Genomic DNA, 16,831 nt, shown 5'->3' with positions numbered 1-16,831 from the left:
CTTGAGGCCACGAGCACCCCATGGCAGGCTCGTGCCGCATGATCGATGAATTCGCGAAAGACAACCTGCACGGGAGACTGCGGCGGGACCGCGAGGCGCTGCTCTGGAAACTCGACGGCTTGTCCGAATACGACGCCCGCCGACCTTTGACCGCGACCGGGACCAACCTCCTCGGCCTGGTCAAACACGTGGCCACCGTCGAGGCCAGGTACTTCGGCGAGGTCTTCGATCGCCCTTCCCCGGAACCGCTGCCCCGGTGGCAGGACTCCGACGGCGGCGATCTGTGGGCGACCGAGGACGAGACCCGCGATCAGATCATCGGGTTCTACCGGCGCACGTGGGAACACTCGGACGCGACGATCGACGAGCTTCCCCTCGACGCCCCCGGCCACGTGCCGTGGTGGCCGGAGCCCCATGCCGACACGAACCTGTTCGCCGTCATGGTCCACGTCCTCGGCGAGTCCATCCGGCATGCCGGGCACGCCGACATCCTGCGCGAGGGCCTCGACGGCCGGACCGGGTTGCGCGCCGAACACGAGAAGCGGATCGACGAGGAAGCCCGCGCAGCCTACTGGGCGAAGATCGAGCGGGCCGCCAGGTCTGCCGCACCGATCAAGGCTTGGAGGCCGTCTCACGTGACGTGATGTTCGTGCGCCATGACGCCGGTCGTGGGCGCTGGTCTGTCGAAGCATCCGGTTCCTGAGGAACTCCGGGAGTCGGCACGTCGTCCGCCACCGCGCACGCCGCTTCACGGTAGGGGCCGAGGCCGGCCGGTGGCGCCGGCTGCACCGGGGGGTGCCGGACGAACCCGGGGCCGGGCGAGGTGGACTGGACCCCGGCGATCGTCGACACGGCCTCCGTTCGCGCCAAAAGGGGAATCGCTGACCGGGCCGGACCCGGTCGGTGCACCAGGCGTTCTCCGAACCCGCCGACAAAGCCAGTCAGGGCTTACATCAGGTGAGAGAGATCCTGGTGGCGGTGACGGTCGTGACCCCACCGCCCCCTGGGCCCGCCCTCTGAACCCGCCTTCTGGGCCCGCCTTCCGGGCCGTGTCAGGAAAGCAGCGGGAGGATGCGGTCGGGGGTCAGGGGGAGGTCCCGGAGGCGGACGCCGCACGCGTGGTGGACGGCGTTGGCGATCGCCGCCGCCGTGCCGACGATGCCGATCTCCCCGATGCCCTTGCTGCCCATCGGGTTGAGGTGGGGGTCGTGCTCGTCCACCCAGTGCGCCTCGATGTCCGGCACGTCGGCGCAGGCAGGGACGTGGTAGGAGGCGAGGTCGCGTTCGCGGAAGTCACCGAAGGCGGGGTCCATGGTGCTGTGTTCGGTGAGCGCCATCCCGAGCCCCATCGTCATGCCGCCGATGAACTGGGAGCGGGCGGTGCGCGCGTTGAGGACCCGGCCCACGGCGTAGACGCCGAGCAGCCGGCTCACCCGGACCTCGCCGGTCACGGTGTCGACGCGGACCTCCGCGAAGTGGGCGCCGAAGGCGTGGCGGGCGTACGGGGACGTCCGCCCCGCCTCCTCCTCCGTGTCCGCCTCGACCGTGACGCCCTCGGGCGGCAGCGGACGACCGGGGTCGGCGGCCAGGGTCGCGCGCAGCGCGGCACAGGCCTTGTGCACGGCCCAGCCCCAGGACGCGGTCCCGGAGGAGCCGCCGGCGACGGGGGCGTCGGGCAGCCGGCTGCTGCCGAGTTCGACGTCCACGGAGTCGAGCGGGGCGCCGAGGGCGTCGGCGGCGATCCGGGCGAGGACGGTCCGCGCACCGGTGCCGATGTCGGTGGCGTCGACGCGGACGACGAAGCGGCCGTCCGGGGCGGCGTGGGCGGAAGCGCGGGACGGGCTCACGAGTACGGGGTAGGTGGCGGCGGCGACGCCCGTACCGGACAGCACGTCTCCGTCCCGCCGGACGCCGGGGCGCGGGTCCCGGTCCGCCCAGCCGAACCGGCGCGCCCCGTCCCGCAGGCAGGTGGCGAGGCCTCGGCTGCTGAACGGTTTGCCGCTGTCGGGTTCGGTGTCGGGTTCGTTGCGCAGCCGGAGCTCCACCGGGTCGACGCCGACCGCCTCGGCGAGTTCGTCCATGGCCGCTTCGAGGGCGTACATCCCGGACGCCTCGCCGGGGGCGCGCATCCACGACGGGGTGGGCACGTCCAGGGCGACCACCCGATGGGTGGTACGGCTGTGCGGGGAGGTGTACATGGTGCGGGCCGGGACGGCGGCCTGTTCGACGAACTCCTTCACCGTGGACGTCTGGGTGACCACGTCGTGGGCGAGGGCCGCGATCGTTCCGTCGTCGGCGGCGCCGATGCGGACGCGCTGGACGGTGGGCGCGCGGTGCCCCACGGCGGCGGCCAGGTCGCGGCGGGGCAGGGCGAGCCGTACGGGCCGGCCGGTGTGCCGGGCGGCCATCGCCGCGAGGACGGCCGGCGGCCGGGGGGTGCCCTTGGAGCCGAAGCCGCCGCCCACGTAGGCGGAGACGACGGTGACCCGCTGCTGGGGCAGCCGGAACAGGCGCGCGAGGACGTCCCGTACGATCGTCGCGCCCTGGCTTGAGTCGTACACGGTCAGGCCGTCGTCGTCCCACCAGGCCGTGGAGGCGTGCGGTTCCATCGGGTGGTTGTGCAGGGCGCCCATGGTGTAGGTGGCGTCGAGGCGGACCGGGGACGCGGCGAAGGCGGTGTCGAAGTCGCCCCGCTCGCGTACGGCCGGATGGCCGCCGTTGGCCTTCTCGGGCGTGTAGAGACGCGGGTGGTCGGCGCTCAGCCGGACGTCGTGCTCGCTCGGCGCGTAGTCGATCCGCAGCGCATCAGCGGCGGCGCGGGCGTTCTCGGGCGTGTCGGCGACCACGACGGCGACGAACCAGCCCCGGTGCGGGACCCGGTCCTCCTGGAGCAGCGCGAGCGTCGGGTCGTCGGCGTCGCCGAGGCGCGGGGCGTTCTCGTGGGTGAGGACGGCGTGCACGCCGGGGCGCCGCAGGATCTCGTCGGCGTGGACGGCGGCGACCCGCCCGCGGGCGACGGCGGCGGGCACCGGGCAGGCGTGGAGGCAGCCGGGCGGAGTCCGGTCGACGGCGTAGCGGGCCTCGCCCGTCACCTTCTGGCGGGCGTCACGCCGGACGGCCGCCGAGGGCTGCGCGGTCGCGGGTTCATGACGGGTCACGGCGTGGTGCCTCCTCCGGTCGGCGTACGGCGGGATGTGGGCGGTCAGATGTTCGGCGGGCGGGCGGGCGGACGCTTGGGGGGTGGGCGAATGCCGGCGCACGCATGCCGGGCGGGCGGACGCGGGGTGGACGGTGCCGGGCGGGCGGGTCGACGCCGGGCAGGACGTCAGGGCGGCGCGGCAGACGGGCGCGGGCACGTCATGGTCGTCACGGGGCGGCCGCGGCGGCGCGGGACGCGAGGTCACCCAGGAGGCTCACGGCGAGGTTGCGGGCCAGCGGCACCTTGAAGCCGTTGTCGCGGAGGGGCTCGGCGGCGGCGAGTTCGGCGTCGGCGGCCCGCCGGAAGGTCTCGGTGGTGGCCGGCGCGCCCCGCAGCACCTCCTCCGCCGCCCGCGCCCGCCAGGGCTTGTGGGCGAGACCGCCGAAAGCGAGGGCGGCGTGCCCCACCCGGCCGTCCTCGACGGTCAGGACGAGGGCGACGGAGGCGAGCGCGAAGGCGTACGAGGCGCGGTCACGGGCCTTGCGGTAGGCGCTGAGCGCGCCGGGCGGCGGCGCGGGCAGCGTCACGCCCGTGATGAGTTCGCCGGGTGCGATGACGGTGTCCAGGTCCGGGCGGTCACCGGGCAGCCGGTGGAACGCGGCGACGGGCACCGTCCGCTCGCCGTCCGCCCCGCGCAGCCGGACCTCTGCGTCGAGGGCGACGAGGGCGACGGCCATGTCCGAGGGATGCGTGGCGACACAGTGGGCGGAGTGGCCGAGGACCGCGAGGTCCCGGTGGACGCCCTCCCGGGCGGGGCAGCCGGAACCGGGCACGCGCTTGTTGCACGGCGTGGACGTGTCCTGGAAGTAGGGGCAGCGGGTGCGCTGGAGGAGGTTTCCACCGGTGGTGGCCGCGTTGCGGAGCTGGGGCGAGGCGCCGGCCAGCAGGGCCTGGGACAGCACGGGGTAGCGGGTGCGCACGGCGGGATGGGCGGCGACGTCGCTGTTGCGGGCGGTCGCCCCGATCAGCAGGCCGCCGTCGGGTGTCTCCGCGACGCCGTCGAGGGGCAGGGCGCCGAGGTCGACGAGCAGCGGCGGCCCGGTGACGCCCAGCTTCATCAGGTCCACGAGGTTGGTGCCGCCCGCCAGGAAGCGGGCGCCGGGGTGGGCCGCGAGGTGTGCGAGGGCCTCCTCGGCGCGCTCGGGGCGCACGTACGCGAAGGGTTTCACCGCGCTGCCTCCTCGATCGCGGCCACGATGTTCGGGTAGGCGCCGCAGCGGCAGATGTTCCCGCTCATGCGCTCCCGGATCTCGTCCGGGGTGAGGGCGACGGGGGCGCCCGGCAGGCGTTCCGGCGGTGTCACGTGCGACGGTTCGCCGCGCGCCGCCTCGTCCAGCAGGGCCACGGCCGAGCAGATCTGGCCCGGTGTGCAGTAGCCGCACTGCAGGGCGTCCCGGGCGACGAACGCCTCCTGGACCGGATGGAGGCGCTCGCCGTCCGTGAGGCCCTCGACGGTGGTGACGGAACGGCCCGCGCACGCGACGGCGAACAGCAGACAGCTGTTCACGCGCCGGCCGTCGAGGAGGACGGTGCAGGCACCGCACTGCCCGTGGTCGCACCCCTTCTTGGTGCCGGTGAGGTCGAGGTGGTCGCGCAGCGCGTCCAGCAGGGTCGTGCGGTGGTCCAGGGCGAGCGAGCGGTCCGTTCCGTTGACGCGCAGCACCACCGTGGACGCGCGCTCCGGCAGGGTCTGGTCCACCGGCCTTCCTCCTCACCTCGGGGCCTTCGCCGACGCGGGCCCGAACGTCCGCCGAGTGGCGGCACGCGGGCGGCGACCGACCGGGTCGCCGCTCGGTCCACCCGCCGGTCCGTCCGCACGGGGGTGCGGACGCGTGTCCGTCGGCGTGTCCATCCGTACGCGCCTGCGTCGACGCTATGCGACGACCGCCTCCCCCGCCTCCCGCGAACCATGCGTCCGGCCCTGGGTTCCGTCGTCACCTGTCATGCCCGCAGGGCTGCCAGGGTGATGGCTGCTCCGTAGGGGTGGTCCCGTCGTACCGGCCGGCGCCCGGCGCACTTCCGGACGCGCGGGTTCCGAAACCAGTCTGCTCCGGCACCGCAGCAGGGCCTGGAGCATGCCGAGGAGATGGTGGGGGAGAGGGGGGCAGGGCCGGCGGGCGGGCTTCGGGGCCGAGCCGCGAGCGGGCCAGAGACCTCGGACGGACGAGAGAAGTCGTGATCTCGTGGTTCAGCAGCGTCCCGGTCGGTCCTCTGCCGATCGGGCCATGCGGTGGCCGCTACCCGGAAGGTCGCGGCGCCCCGGCCGTGGCCGTACACCGAGAGGGCGGGAGCCCCGCGTCAGGGCCGGAGCCCGATGCGGTTGAGGGCGATCATGCTGAGGTCGGTGATGGCTTGCCGGTCACCCTGGCGCCAGGCGTCGGCCCATCCGCCTGGCGGAGCCGGGAGTTCGGCGAGCGCGCCCGGAGGACCGGTGAGGGCGCGCAGGGCGAGCAGGTCGGCGCCTCCGGGAGCCTCCGCGAGACGGCGCAGGTTGCTGCTGCGCCGGATCCAGAGCAGGCGCGGCGGCAGCCACAGCAGCAGGACGAGGAGCACCGGGAGGAGGATGAGGGCCGTCGTGATCACGTCGGCGACCTGGCCGACGGTCTCCTGGAACGACACTCCCGCGTCGGCGAAGCCGGAGCCGGCGTCGGCCGCGGACTGGAGCGGCTTCTTCAGGATGTCGCCGATGAGCGGCACGTCCGCTGCCGCGTCTCCCGCGTTGCCGAGTTCTTCGGCGAGGGTGTTGCCGGCACTCTCCACCTTGCGCCCCGGTTCGGCCAGCAGCAGGATCGCCTCGCGGACGGCGAAGGCCGCCCACACGGCGGCGGCGATCAGGGCTACGGCGATCAGGTCCACAAGCACCTGGCGGTTGCGGCGTGCGGGTGTCTGGGCGTAGAAGCGCAATCGAGGGCTCCCGTTCGAGTCCGGGCGTCGAGGAGTCCGGCCGCGACTCGGCCGCCCGGCCGTCGGATTCCACTGTCTCATCGCGCCTCAGGGGCACCCCTGCAAGACACGAGGCCCGTCGGGATCCCCGCGTCGACGTCCTGTCCGTCTTCCGGCCAGGGTCCGCGGGCAAGGGCGGTCGGCGCCACCGTGACCGGGACACGGTCTGCTGCCGGCGCATCCGGGCTGTCAGGCGGCGTGCGCCGGAAGCTCCACTCCACCTGCCTGCGGAGTACACCGCTGCCGGCTGACGGCGCTGCCGGCAGTGAGCCGGGTCCGGTCTTCTCCGCCCCGGGCGGCGGCTATTTTCATGAGCCGATCGACTGGTGGGCGTACGACAGCACGATGCGCAGGCCGAGGACGACCATGATGCGACTGGCGCGGTACGACGACGTACCCGATCGACGAGCACCCGTCGGACTCTCTGAAAGGGCGTTCTGTCCTGGCGGGGGTGCGTGGTGTCATCAGGTGACTTGAGGGGTTCCGGTGTTGCGATGAGTACCCGCAGTCGATGTCAGTGCGAGGTGAGAGCATCACGAGATGCCCCTGCCTCAGCCTGATGATCTGACCTCGCTGGTCCTGCGTACCGACTTCGGCGACGACAGCGCCTGGGACGAGGTTCGAGCCGCACTCGACGCGGCCGGCGAACACCCCCACGCCACGTATGTCAGCGAGCTTCGCTATGCCGGTGCGGAGGTCCGGTCATTGGTGGACGAAGAGACTGCCGCGGACGAGAACGACCAGATCGGCGACGTGTTCCTGGCAGACGCAACCACGATGAACGACCCGGACCACCCGCTCCTGGCCGTGGACCTCTCGGACGAACCCGGGCGGACGTTCAGGGTCCCGGCCCAGTGGTTCCCCGACATCTCGGCCAACCTCAGCATCGCCAACATGGACTTTGCGGAATTCGCCGACGCCGCTGACGGATCAGGAACCTTCCGCGGTTTTGACGAGGGCTGACGCCTTCTCGTTGCGGCCCGCCGGGGCGGGCTGTGCGCCGCGCCGGTTCAACGTGGCTTCGCGGGTGAGACGACGGCTCATCAGGCCGATCACCGCGAACATCGCGAAGCCGACCATGGCTTCGGATCGGGTAGGCAGGGCTTCGTAGACGCGGGCGAGGCGGCGGTGGACGGTGGGTCACGAGAAGGTCCGCTCGATCGCCCACCGCTCGGGCTGAACCCGGGGCCACCCAGGCCTGGGTCTTGCGGCTCCACCAGCACCCACTGCTCATCCGTCAGGTCCGGCGGACACCCACCCCCAGAATCGCTTACGCAGACCTCAACCGTGGCTCTGTCCTCCGGGGGCCGCAGCGGGGATCGCCCTTCTCCCGGAGCATGTGTTCCACGGCGTGGATGAGCTGCCACGGCTCGATGACGAACTGGGGAGGCACGACCACAACGCGCGCCGACCCATGCGCAGCGCGGTCGGCCACATACCGGTCGGCCTTGTGTCCCCGCCTACACGTGGACGTGCTCGGCCGGGTACGAGGCTTCGTGCCCACGTGCCCCTGAAGGAAGTACGCGAACGACGCGATCCCGGAAGGCCAAGGGGAGACAGGTTCACGGGGTGCGCGGTCGGCGCGCAACGGCCAACAGGTGCAGGCTGGACACCACGAGCTCTGGGTGGCCGTCGGCGAAACGCGCGGCGGCAAGGGCGGTTTCGAGCGCCTTCGCGCCCAGATCCTTTGTCCCGGTCCGGCGCTCCTCTGCTTTCAGGGCTTCGTAGGCGGGCCCGTGCAGCCCGTAGACCGCCGGGTCGCCGAGACCGGCTTGCCGGGCCTCGGCGCAGAGCTCCGAGGGGTCGTGGTAGTACGTGGTGGGGCCGTCCCGCCGAACGCGAAGCCCCGTCACCGCGATGTCCAGCGCACCAGGCGAGTGCAGGTCCAGGAGCTTGGCATACCGGTTGAGGGCGGCCGCGGCGACCAGACCGCCAGGCTTGACGACACGACGGGCCTCCCGCCACGCACGGGCACGCCCGGTCCTGTCCGGCAGGTGATAGAGGGGACCGAGCATCAGCACGGCGTCGAAGGAAAGGTCCACCTGTTCGAGGTACCGCGCGTCACCCACGACGGCGGCCAGGCCCTGCCGACGGGCTTGCTGTACGTGCTTCTCCACCGGGTCGACGACGAGAACCCGGTAGCCGCTGTCAGTGAGCCGGCGAGCGTGCACACCGGGCCCGCCGCCGACATCCAGCACGGACGCGGGCGAGGGCGGAAGGTGAGCACGCAGGAGCTCCTGCGTCCGCACCAGCTCGACCGTCCCGATGGTGCGCCCGGAAACGAGGCGGCCGGCCTCATCGCCCGCATCGTAGAAAGCGGTGATGTCGGGAAGGAGCGCCATGTCGACCTCCGGCGGGAAGAGCAGGGCTACCGATCGGAGAATGACATGGCCGGACACACGACCCCTACGAAAACCGTCCGGGTCAAGGAGCGCGGTGCGCTCATGACGTCGGCGGTCGGCACACGAGCAGGCATCTGTGTACCGCACTGGGCACATTCACGTGTACGCCGATGCCTGAGCCAGAGACGGATCGATGAGGCGGTCACGGTGGGAGAACACGTCGATGACCATGTGCGAGCAGACCCTCGCGCTCGCCGTCCAAGGGGAACAGCAGACCCGGAAGGGCGGTGAGATCTGTCTGCTGAGCTACTGAGCTACTGGGCTACTGAGCTGCTGAGGACACCGCCCTGGCCCGCGCGACCGCGGATGGACTCGCAGAGACCACCCGCTCGGCCCCTGTGCGGCAGAAGATGCCGGGCATCGAAGACCTGGAACGCCCGTGTCAGGCCCTCGCGCACCTCGCGATCACCCTCATCCCCGCCCATGGCCGACTGGCCCGGTTCCTTGCCGAGGCCCCCACCGTCCCCACCCCCGTCCCCGTCCTTCAGTGGCGGGCCCTGACCGCCGACCACGGGCAGGGCCTCGCGGCGCCCACAGCCCCGAACCGGACGAACTTGCCGACGCCGAGAACGCCGTCGGCCACCCGCACGCCAGCCGACCAGTCGGGAACTACCGCGTGGGGCGCCGCCCGGCACGCCGGAACCGAACGGCCCCCAGGGCCAGTGCGGCGACGAAGACAGCCACGCCGATGACCAGGAGATAGAAGAGTCCATCAGCGACCGCACCGATGATGCCGAGGACGATCGCCGCGATGACGAGCAGCAAGACCCAGACCATCATGGCTTCTTCCCGCTGTTCAGCGCCGGGCCAGACGTCGCTCGCCGCCGGCGCCCGGCTGGTAGTCCAGCTTGTAGTGCGCGAAGACTTCCGGTTCCTGCTCGGCCGGCAGCACGCCGTCTGTGTCGATGGCCGGTGCGTCCTTCACCAGGGACTTGCCGAAGGGAACCTTCAGGTAGCCAGGGCCGACGGTGGCATCGCCGATGGGGACGAACACCAGCCGGTGCCGAGTGAGGAGACCCACGGTGACCGTCGCGAACGACGGCTCGTCGGTGGCGGTGTCCACGTAGACCGACTCGAGCGTGCCGATCTTCTTTCCGTCCGCGTCGAGGACGTCGTGCTCGCGCCACTCTCGGACATCGGCGATCTGGATCATCCATCAGCCTCCGTTCGATGCCTTGAGTCCATCATGTGGCCGGATGTGACATCCCGCCCGCAGGCAGCCCCCGAGGAAGCCCTGTCTGTCAGCAAGCCGCTCACCACCGAACACCGACCTGTGCTCACTGCCTGTCACCGCTCGGGTGTACGTCATGGCCGTCGTGGCGGGAGCCTGTCTCGGGGATCCAGGGCTTGAAGCGGCGGTCCTGGAGGCTTCGGGGGCGTAGGTCACCGTTTCCGCGGTCTCGTCGGCGACGACGACCGCCCCGGTCTTCTGCGCGCGGCGCAGGGCGTGCGTCCAGCGCCGGCCGCGATGACCAGTGCGGGGGCCGGGGGTCGTCCATCGAGTCATCGGTTCTCACCGTCGTGCGACATCTTGTGCCCGCCCCTACAGACAGAGCAGGCGACCGTTATGACCTATTGCCGGTAGTACCGGACATGCGCGATTACCCCATTCATGCGATTTTGAACATCTAGGTTTCGTCAGCCGACAGCCCCGTGCGCGCTCTGGTACGCCGCGGTGGGGCGCGCAGCCGGAGAAGCGATGCCGTCGACCGTCACAGTCCTCCTGTACAGCAGTAACGCCAGGACCCGGGAGCAGGTCCGGATGGCCATCGGCCGAAGCCCCGCGCCCGACATCCCGCCGGTCGCGTTCGTCGAGTGCGCGACCCTCCCCGCGGTTCTGCTGGCGTTGGACGCAAGCCGTATCGATGCCTGCGTGCTGGACGGCGAAGCCGTTCCCATCGGCGGCATGGGCGTGTGCTGGCAGATCAAGAACGAGGTCTTCCGATGCCCACCGGTCCTGCTCCTGATCGGACGGCCGCAGGACGCCTGGCTGGCCACCTGGAGCCACGCCGACGCCGTGATCACCCTGCCTCCGGATCCGGTGGAGATCGCCGCGTCCCTTGCCGCACTGCTCCGCGCGTGAGGACTGCCCCGGGCGGAGTGGCGTCGGGCGATCGGAGCGCCTGCGTTGTTCCGGCGCCGGGTCGCGTCGAGGGGCCGGTCCCAGGACCGCACGGTCGGGAGGCGTTTCGGCAAGGCCTGGTGCGCACCTTCCGCCATGTCGCCCCCGTACACCGTGCTCCCCAGTGCCGGCACGCTACGTAGGCGCGGTCCGCAGGTCTACGGCTCGTTCCGCCGATCACCCTGCCGGGTGATCCCTGGCAGGCGGGTCTCCGGCCGCTTCCTGGGGCATCCGGCATCCGGCATCCGCGCCGCCCGACGCGAAGCCGACCGCACGGCTGCCCAGAGCGAATCGGTGGCCGCAGGGGCAGCCGCGCTCGGCACGTGGTGACGCCGTGAACTGCAAGCCGACGGAGGGCCGTTGCCATGGAGTCGCACCAGAAGCCGCTGTTCGCCGATCAGGCTCGTCACCTGCTCGAGTTCCTCCGGTTCGTAGTCCGCCACGATCCCGCCCGAGAGATCGATGGAGTACGAGTACCCGTGCCGGTGAAGCCTTTCGCCGCCCGTCACGGGATCCAGTACAAGCTCAAGGGAACGGATCAGCGCTTCAAACCACGGACGTTGCTCCGCTCCGCCGGAGGCCAGAATGAACTCCCGGCGCTCCACGTCGCTCCTTGACCGACGCAACGACGTTCGCGTGGAGTGCCGCAGGCATGGATCCGGAAGGTTGACCGCCTCAAGGCCCAGCCCCGGCACAGGGGCGACCGTTCCTTCTCCGGGGTGCGACTCCCGAGGAATGCGCGGATGCTGGATGTGCCAGCCGGATGCCGGGCGTGCCGGTATCCGCAGGGAGGAAATCATGTCGATGCTCGACAAGCTCAAGAGTCTGCTGCACGGCCATGAGGACACCGCACGGCAGGGAGTCGAAAAGGCCGGCGACGCCTTCGACCAGAAGACGCAGAACAAGTACCAGAGCCAGGTCGACACGGCCCAGCAGAAGCTCAACGAGCAGCTGGGGTCCGACAGGCCCCAGGACAACCCCCCGCAGGGCTGAGGGCCTGCGCCCTGCGGGAAAATCCGCGAGGGCTGCCCCGCAGGACCGAAGCCCGCTACCGTGGTCGGCATGGCACGGGAACTCCGCATCGAGATCAGCGACGAGGCGTACGAGGCGCTCCAGCAAGCCGCCGCCGCCAAGCACGTGGCCGCCGAGGACTACGCCGGCCAGGTCCTGCACGCCGACCTCGCCCGGGCCCGATTCCTCGACGGCGCCCGCCTGGCCGTCGCCGAGCACGGTGACGCCTTCGCCGCCCGCTACGGCCGCCCCGGCGCCGGCAGCACCGAAGCAGCCTGACCTGGAGACCGCCACGTGATCCTTCAGGTCGACCTGGCCTGGCTTCTCGACATCGCCCAGAACGAGATTCCCGGCGACCCGGAGATCACGGACTGGGGCTCACTCGAAGCCGCCCGCGCCCGCCATGCCTTCCGCGTCATGGACACCCCCGTCTACGAGCGGCCCCACCATCGCGCCGCGGCCCTTCTCCACCAGCTCCTCCGCGTCCCCGCCCTGGAACACTCCAACGAGCTGTTCGCCCTGGCCGTCGCCGCCGGCTACCTCCACGCCTCCGGACACTCGCTCAGCCTCACCAGCCAGGACGCCATCGCCCTCGTCGAGCAGGTCCGCGCCGGCACCATCGACGTACGGCAGATCGCCGCCGCGCTGAAGACGTACTCCTGACCCCGACGCACGCCCCGAGGTTCTGCTCACCGCTTCCACGGGCCAAGACGGTACGCACTGCCTCCTGATCACCTGCACGACCGCCGGGCTCGACGTCCGGGCGGCGGGCACCGCCGAGGAACCGCATGCCGGCCTCGGTGCGGACGGGGTGCTGATCAGCCAGGACGTCGGCGGGGGCTACCTCTGCCGTACGCAGGACGGCGTCGTCGACGTCGTCATCGAGGCCGGCGAGACTCTCCCCGAAGGGTGGGTGCTCGTCGGCTATCCCCGGGATTCGTCGACGAGAAGCGGATTCTGGTCGTGGCGGCCGAGGAACGTGTGGGCGTCAAGCAGGAGGGCACGCACCTCCTGCTTGACGCCCACACGTTCGGGCTCCTCGCGGAACTCGACTACCGGGAGACACCGGGGGTCTCCGCCGTACCGCTCGGCGACGGCACGTGGCTCACCCACGACGGAGAGACGGTACTGCGCGGGGCCACCGTCTGATCCGGTGACGGTCGGCTCGGGTGGTGTCCGGGGCATCGCCGGCGGCCTTTCCCACCGGCACGCGTGCCCATGGCTCGTGTCGAGGGTCTCAACGAGGGGTGGTACGACGCCGAGGGCCAGGACCAGTGGTCGCGGGGGAGCGACCCGGAGGCCACCGAGGCCGTCCCGGCTCTGCTCACCGGTTTCGACAGCTGAGGGAGCGATGGCGGTCACGCGGCGCGCGGCGGCAGCCAGGTGTCGACGGCCGTTGTCAGTTCATGGAGTTGGGTGAAGAGGTGTGCCTTCATGCCGATGGCCTGGGCTGCGTGCACGTTCTCCTCGCGGTCGTCGATGAACAGGAAGTCGGCCGGTGCGGCCCGCAGGGCGGTGACGCAGTGGTGGAACGCCGCTGGGTCCGGCTTCGCGGTCTCGATCTTTCCGGAGAAGGCGACGTGGTCGAGGTTCCGCAGCCAGGGCTGCGCGGCGAGGAAGGCGTCCGCGTGGTCGGACGGGATGTTGGACAGCAGGGCGACCTCGGCACGGTCCCGCAGGCCCTGTGCGTAGGCGACCATGCGCTTGTCGACCCGGGACCAGCTGTCGATGTCGGCGAGCCGCAGTTCTTCGATCGTGTCGGTGTCGACGGGACGTGCCAGCCGTCGCAGGACGGTGGTCCAGTACGAGGCCGCCGTCTGCTGGGCGGCGTCGTAGGGCGGGCGGCAGGCCCAGTAGGCGTCGGTGAAGGCGTCGGCGGGTGCGCCGCAGAGGGTGGCCATCTGCTCCAGGGCGCCGGGGCGCTGGTGGCAGGCGATGACTCCGAAGAGGTCGAACAGGACGATGCGTCGGTCGGTGGACATGGCGGTGGCGCTTCCTGATCGGGGCGGTTTCGAGGGCGGGGCCTGCGCGGCGCGGTGTCAGGGTCGTGCCGCGCAGGCGGTCAGTGGCGGCTGGACGCCGGCTCGGGTTCCGGCTCGGGCGTGGCGCCGGAGCCGGGGCGCAGGACGCCGGCGGCCAGGGCGGTGGTCGCGGAGAGCAGGGTCAGCAGCAGGAAGGTGTGGTTCAGTGCGGTGAGGTGGGTCAGCCAGCCGATGACGGCGGGTCCGGCGAGCATGCCGAGGTAGCCGAGCCCGGCGACCCGGGAGACGTTCGCGCCCGCCGCGGCGGGGTCGGCGTGTCCGGCCGCGCTGAACAGCTGGGGGATGCAGCCCGACAGGCCCAGGCCGAACAGGGCCCAGCCCACGAACGCGGCCCATGGGGACGGGGCGAACGCGGCGATCGTGATCCCGACGGCTGCCGTGGCCGAGCCGTAGCGCAGGACGGCCATCGACCCGAACCGCCCGGCGACCCGGTCCGCGAGCAAGCGGCCGGTGGTCATCGCCGCGGCGAACGTGCCGTATCCGAAGGCGGCGGTGCTTGCCGGAGCGCCGAGGACGTCCTTGAGGTGCAGGGTGCTCCAATCGTTGGCGGCTCCCTCGCACAGCATCGTCGTCAACGCCAGCGCGGCCAGGATCCAGATCCGCCCGGCGGTACGGCGCCGCTCGGCGGCCGGAGCCCGCTCGGCAGGTGTGGCGGTGGCAGTGACCGGCGTGCCGGGCAGCAGGCTGCGGGCCGAGGCCAGTGCGATCACGATGCCAAGCGCGGCGGAGGCGCCGAGCGTGGCGGCCGGGCTCATGCCGGCGCCGGCGGCGCCCGCCGCGGCGAGGGCGGCGATGACGCCGCCGACGGAGAAGGTGGCGTGGAAGGCCGACATGACGGGCCGGCCGTAGGCCTTCTCCACGTGAACGGCGTGGGCGTTCATGCTCACGTCCAGGCAGCCGTTGCAGAAGCCGAAGAGCAGCAGGGCCCCCGCCAACGTCCATGGATCTCGGGCCAGGCCGGGCAGCAACAGGGTGGCGCTGGCCAGGACACCGGTGGCGGGGACCACGAGGCGCGGTCCGAGGCGGTCGGTCAGGGGGCCGGCCACCTGCATGCCCGCGAAGGCCCCGAGCCCGAGCAGCACCAGCAGGCTCCCGAGGGTGGCGTGGCTGATGCCGACCCGTGCCTCGACGGCGGGGATGTGCACGACCCAGGTGCCTATCAGGGTCCCGGCCAGGACGAAGTAGAGGAAGGTCGCCGCGCGGGCGGCTCGAAGGGGAGGCTTCACGCCCTCCACCGTAACGAACATTTATGATGTTTGAAAGTAGACTGTTCGAACATGGTTAATGTTCATTCCGAGGTGGTGTTCAATCGCAGGTATGAGCAATGCAGACCGTCACTCCGTGATCGCCCAGGCCGTCAGGGAGGCGGGCCACGTCACCGTCCAGGACCTCGCCGCGCTGACCGGCGCATCGGAGATGACCATCCGGCGTGATCTCGACGTCCTCGCCGGTCAGGGCGTCCTCGAACGCGTCCGCGGCGGCGCGCGGACCCTGCTGCTGCGGGGCGAGGAGCCGCCGTTCGCGCTGCGCGCCCGCGAGGCCGTCGACGCCAAGCGCCGGATCGCCGCCGAGGTCTCCTCGCTCATCGCCGACGGCGAGAGCGTCCTGCTGGACAGCGGCACCACCTGCCTGGAGGTCGCCCGCCTTCTGCGCGAGCGGCCCGTCACCGTCATGCCCCTGTCCCTCCAGGCCGTCCACGTCCTCAGCGACCCCCCGGGCCGAGCCGCGCTGATGGTGCCCGGCGGCCGCCCCCGCGCCGCCGAAGGGGCCCTGACCGGCCCCCTCACCCTCGCCTCCCTGGCCGCGCTGCGCTTCGACACCGCGGTCATCGGCTGCTGCGGCCTGAGCGCCGCCGAGGGCCTGACCGCGTACGACCTCGACGACGCCGCGGTGAAGAAGGCGGGCATCGCCTCAGCCCGCCGCGTCGTCGTCGCCGCGGACGGCGGCAAACTCGGCCGCACCGCCTACGCTCACGTCGGCCCCGCCACGCTCCTGCACACCCTCGTCACCGACACCACCGCGCCCGCCGACGAGGTCGCCGCACTCGAAGGTTCCGGAACCGTCGTCAAAGCCGTCTGACGAAACCGCCGACTCGCCCAGGCCGCCGCCGTGCGGGCCGTACTCGGCCCGACACCACAGCCTGCTCTTCAAGGCCGGGCCGGGCCAGGGGCGACATGTGGCAGCGGGTCACCCACCGCCCCGAGCGAATCCGATGGATCCGACAGCCTTCTGGCGACAAGACTGCACCGGTGAACACCCTGCCACCGCCGCCCGACCCGCTCCTCCTGCCGGTACGGGACCCGCGCGCCCGCGACCTCGTTCTCGACTACGCGGACATGCACGCCCTGGTCGCCGACCTGGTTCTGCCAGGCGACGCGTCGATGTACGCCATGAGCGCCATGGAAACCTCCCGCGAGCTCATCCGGCACTCCTTCTACCGGTACGAGTTCGCCACCGTCGCCGTCACGCATTCCCTGTTCGCCCTGGAGCACGTCCTTGCCGAGCGTCTGGCCACGGACGAACCGCTCCACGTCCTCATCCAGCGGGCCGCCGACGCAGGGCTCATCACAGCCGGACTCGCCGCCGAACTCGACCGCGGCCGACTGCTACGCGACAAGCTCACGCAGGGCGTCGAGTCAAGTGCGGCCCTCCGCCCGCTCCGTGCCGTCGCAATGGTGCGTGCCGTCTTCGATGCCGTCTCCCTGCTCCTTCGCCCACCGCCCGCGACAGAGGCGACAGCCGCCGACGCGGGCGGACCACAGCCCGAAGGCGGACTCGCCCGACTGTGGGAGGAGCACCTGGGCGCACTGTTCCCCGACGGCTTCCGCGGCGTGGACTTCGACGGCGTGGACCTGGTCCTCCTGGACGCCGACGTCGCCGGCCTCGTGCAGAGGGAGCTGAACGGCGGACTCGACGACGATGGCATCGCCTGCCTCTGGAACTGCATCGCCGACCTCGACAAGATCGTGCCCCTGATCAACGAGGAGTACTGCGCCTCCTACTTCACGAAGCTTCGGGCCATGGCCCAGGTCGCAGCAGCGCCCCACCTCCCCGCCGCGACCTGACCACCGGGGTTTGAAACAGACTCGGTGTCTCCCGCGACCTCGTCAGG

The 16,831-nt window shown here is 71.7% G+C and carries 20 protein-coding genes; 10 read left to right on the top strand and 10 right to left on the bottom strand.

What is annotated here, in order from left to right; genetic code table 11:
• Positions 1 to 38: 38 nt before the first annotated feature.
• A complete protein-coding gene (locus ACFYUZ_RS32790; RefSeq protein WP_389315414.1) occupies positions 39 to 644 on the top strand; it encodes a DinB family protein in 606 nt (201 codons plus the stop codon).
• Between the two features lie 408 nt (positions 645 to 1,052).
• Here ACFYUZ_RS32790 and ACFYUZ_RS32785 read toward each other — a convergent pair whose 3' ends face one another.
• The 4 genes from ACFYUZ_RS32785 to ACFYUZ_RS32770 all read right to left on the bottom strand — a co-directional run bounded on the left by ACFYUZ_RS32785 (position 1,053) and on the right by ACFYUZ_RS32770 (position 6,103).
• Positions 1,053 to 3,158 carry a xanthine dehydrogenase family protein molybdopterin-binding subunit gene (locus tag ACFYUZ_RS32785; protein WP_389315412.1) on the bottom strand — a complete coding sequence of 702 codons (2,106 nt, stop codon included), beginning with the start codon at positions 3,156 to 3,158 and terminating at the stop codon, positions 1,053 to 1,055.
• Between the two features lie 208 nt (positions 3,159 to 3,366).
• A complete protein-coding gene (locus ACFYUZ_RS32780; protein WP_389315410.1) occupies positions 3,367 to 4,368 on the bottom strand; it encodes an FAD binding domain-containing protein in 1,002 nt (333 codons plus the stop codon).
• Complete coding sequence (locus tag ACFYUZ_RS32775; protein ID WP_389315408.1) at positions 4,365 to 4,898, bottom strand: 2Fe-2S iron-sulfur cluster-binding protein; 534 nt, start codon at positions 4,896 to 4,898, stop codon at positions 4,365 to 4,367. The genes ACFYUZ_RS32780 and ACFYUZ_RS32775 overlap by 4 nt, the downstream gene beginning before the upstream one ends.
• A 599-nt stretch (positions 4,899 to 5,497) precedes the next feature.
• The gene (locus ACFYUZ_RS32770) at positions 5,498 to 6,103 is read right to left on the bottom strand and encodes a hypothetical protein (RefSeq protein ID WP_389315406.1); all 606 of its coding nucleotides are present in this window, start codon (positions 6,101 to 6,103) and stop codon (positions 5,498 to 5,500) included.
• 579 nt (positions 6,104 to 6,682) lie between these two features.
• Between ACFYUZ_RS32770 and ACFYUZ_RS32765 the strand changes: the two genes are divergently transcribed.
• Complete coding sequence (locus ACFYUZ_RS32765) at positions 6,683 to 7,105, top strand: DUF6924 domain-containing protein (RefSeq protein WP_389315404.1); 423 nt, start codon at positions 6,683 to 6,685, stop codon at positions 7,103 to 7,105.
• A gap of 599 nt (positions 7,106 to 7,704) precedes the next feature.
• Here the strand turns inward: ACFYUZ_RS32765 and ACFYUZ_RS32760 are convergent.
• The 3 genes from ACFYUZ_RS32760 to ACFYUZ_RS32750 form a co-directional block, all read right to left on the bottom strand.
• Positions 7,705 to 8,484, bottom strand: coding sequence for a class I SAM-dependent methyltransferase (locus ACFYUZ_RS32760; protein WP_389315402.1), 780 nt, complete (start codon positions 8,482 to 8,484; stop codon positions 7,705 to 7,707).
• A 669-nt stretch (positions 8,485 to 9,153) separates the two neighbouring features.
• A complete protein-coding gene (locus ACFYUZ_RS32755; protein ID WP_389315400.1) occupies positions 9,154 to 9,324 on the bottom strand; it encodes a hypothetical protein in 171 nt (56 codons plus the stop codon).
• Positions 9,325 to 9,340: 16 nt separating this feature from the next.
• On the bottom strand, positions 9,341 to 9,697 hold the full coding sequence (locus ACFYUZ_RS32750; protein WP_389315398.1) for a PRC-barrel domain-containing protein: 357 nt from the start codon (positions 9,695 to 9,697) through the stop codon (positions 9,341 to 9,343).
• 546 nt (positions 9,698 to 10,243) lie between these two features.
• Here ACFYUZ_RS32750 and ACFYUZ_RS32745 point away from each other — a divergent pair.
• Complete coding sequence (locus ACFYUZ_RS32745) at positions 10,244 to 10,627, top strand: hypothetical protein (RefSeq protein WP_389315396.1); 384 nt, start codon at positions 10,244 to 10,246, stop codon at positions 10,625 to 10,627.
• Between the two features lie 197 nt (positions 10,628 to 10,824).
• Here the strand turns inward: ACFYUZ_RS32745 and ACFYUZ_RS32740 are convergent, their stop codons facing one another.
• Positions 10,825 to 11,271: a hypothetical protein gene (locus ACFYUZ_RS32740; protein WP_389315394.1), complete on the bottom strand. Its 447-nt coding sequence runs from the start codon at positions 11,269 to 11,271 to the stop codon at positions 10,825 to 10,827.
• Between the two features lie 193 nt (positions 11,272 to 11,464).
• Between ACFYUZ_RS32740 and ACFYUZ_RS32735 the strand changes: the two genes are divergently transcribed.
• The 5 genes from ACFYUZ_RS32735 (at position 11,465) to ACFYUZ_RS32715 (ending at position 13,021) form a co-directional block, all read left to right on the top strand.
• Positions 11,465 to 11,659, top strand: coding sequence for an antitoxin (locus ACFYUZ_RS32735; protein ID WP_389315393.1), 195 nt, complete (start codon positions 11,465 to 11,467; stop codon positions 11,657 to 11,659).
• Positions 11,660 to 11,728: 69 nt separating this feature from the next.
• Entirely contained in the window at positions 11,729 to 11,956 is a 228-nt protein-coding gene (locus ACFYUZ_RS32730; RefSeq protein WP_389315391.1) for a hypothetical protein, read from the top strand.
• 15 nt (positions 11,957 to 11,971) lie between these two features.
• Positions 11,972 to 12,340, top strand: a complete 369-nt coding sequence (locus ACFYUZ_RS32725) for a fic family toxin-antitoxin system, toxin component (RefSeq protein ID WP_389315389.1) — start codon at positions 11,972 to 11,974, stop codon at positions 12,338 to 12,340.
• 300 nt (positions 12,341 to 12,640) lie between these two features.
• A complete protein-coding gene (locus ACFYUZ_RS32720) occupies positions 12,641 to 12,826 on the top strand; it encodes a hypothetical protein (RefSeq protein ID WP_389315387.1) in 186 nt (61 codons plus the stop codon).
• A gap of 69 nt (positions 12,827 to 12,895) precedes the next feature.
• On the top strand, positions 12,896 to 13,021 hold the full coding sequence (locus ACFYUZ_RS32715) for a hypothetical protein (protein ID WP_389315385.1): 126 nt from the start codon (positions 12,896 to 12,898) through the stop codon (positions 13,019 to 13,021).
• Between the two features lie 14 nt (positions 13,022 to 13,035).
• On the opposite strand, the gene ACFYUZ_RS32710 is transcribed toward ACFYUZ_RS32715, so the two are convergent.
• On the bottom strand, positions 13,036 to 13,659 hold the full coding sequence (locus ACFYUZ_RS32710) for an HAD family hydrolase (protein ID WP_389315383.1): 624 nt from the start codon (positions 13,657 to 13,659) through the stop codon (positions 13,036 to 13,038).
• A gap of 80 nt (positions 13,660 to 13,739) precedes the next feature.
• Complete coding sequence (locus tag ACFYUZ_RS32705) at positions 13,740 to 14,966, bottom strand: MFS transporter (protein ID WP_389315381.1); 1,227 nt, start codon at positions 14,964 to 14,966, stop codon at positions 13,740 to 13,742.
• A 70-nt stretch (positions 14,967 to 15,036) separates the two neighbouring features.
• Between ACFYUZ_RS32705 and ACFYUZ_RS32700 the strand changes: the two genes are divergently transcribed.
• On the top strand, positions 15,037 to 15,798 hold the full coding sequence (locus ACFYUZ_RS32700) for a DeoR/GlpR family DNA-binding transcription regulator (RefSeq protein WP_389315380.1): 762 nt from the start codon (positions 15,037 to 15,039) through the stop codon (positions 15,796 to 15,798).
• Between the two features lie 170 nt (positions 15,799 to 15,968).
• Positions 15,969 to 16,784, top strand: a complete 816-nt coding sequence (locus tag ACFYUZ_RS32695) for a hypothetical protein (protein ID WP_389315378.1) — start codon at positions 15,969 to 15,971, stop codon at positions 16,782 to 16,784.
• The last annotated feature ends 47 nt before the right edge of the window (positions 16,785 to 16,831 follow it).

Origin of the sequence: Streptomyces sp. NPDC004266 (genome assembly GCF_042874095.1) — a bacterium.
In the GTDB taxonomy this organism is placed as follows: domain Bacteria; phylum Actinomycetota; class Actinomycetes; order Streptomycetales; family Streptomycetaceae; genus Streptomyces.
This window is presented reverse-complemented; position numbering and strand designations above follow the sequence as displayed.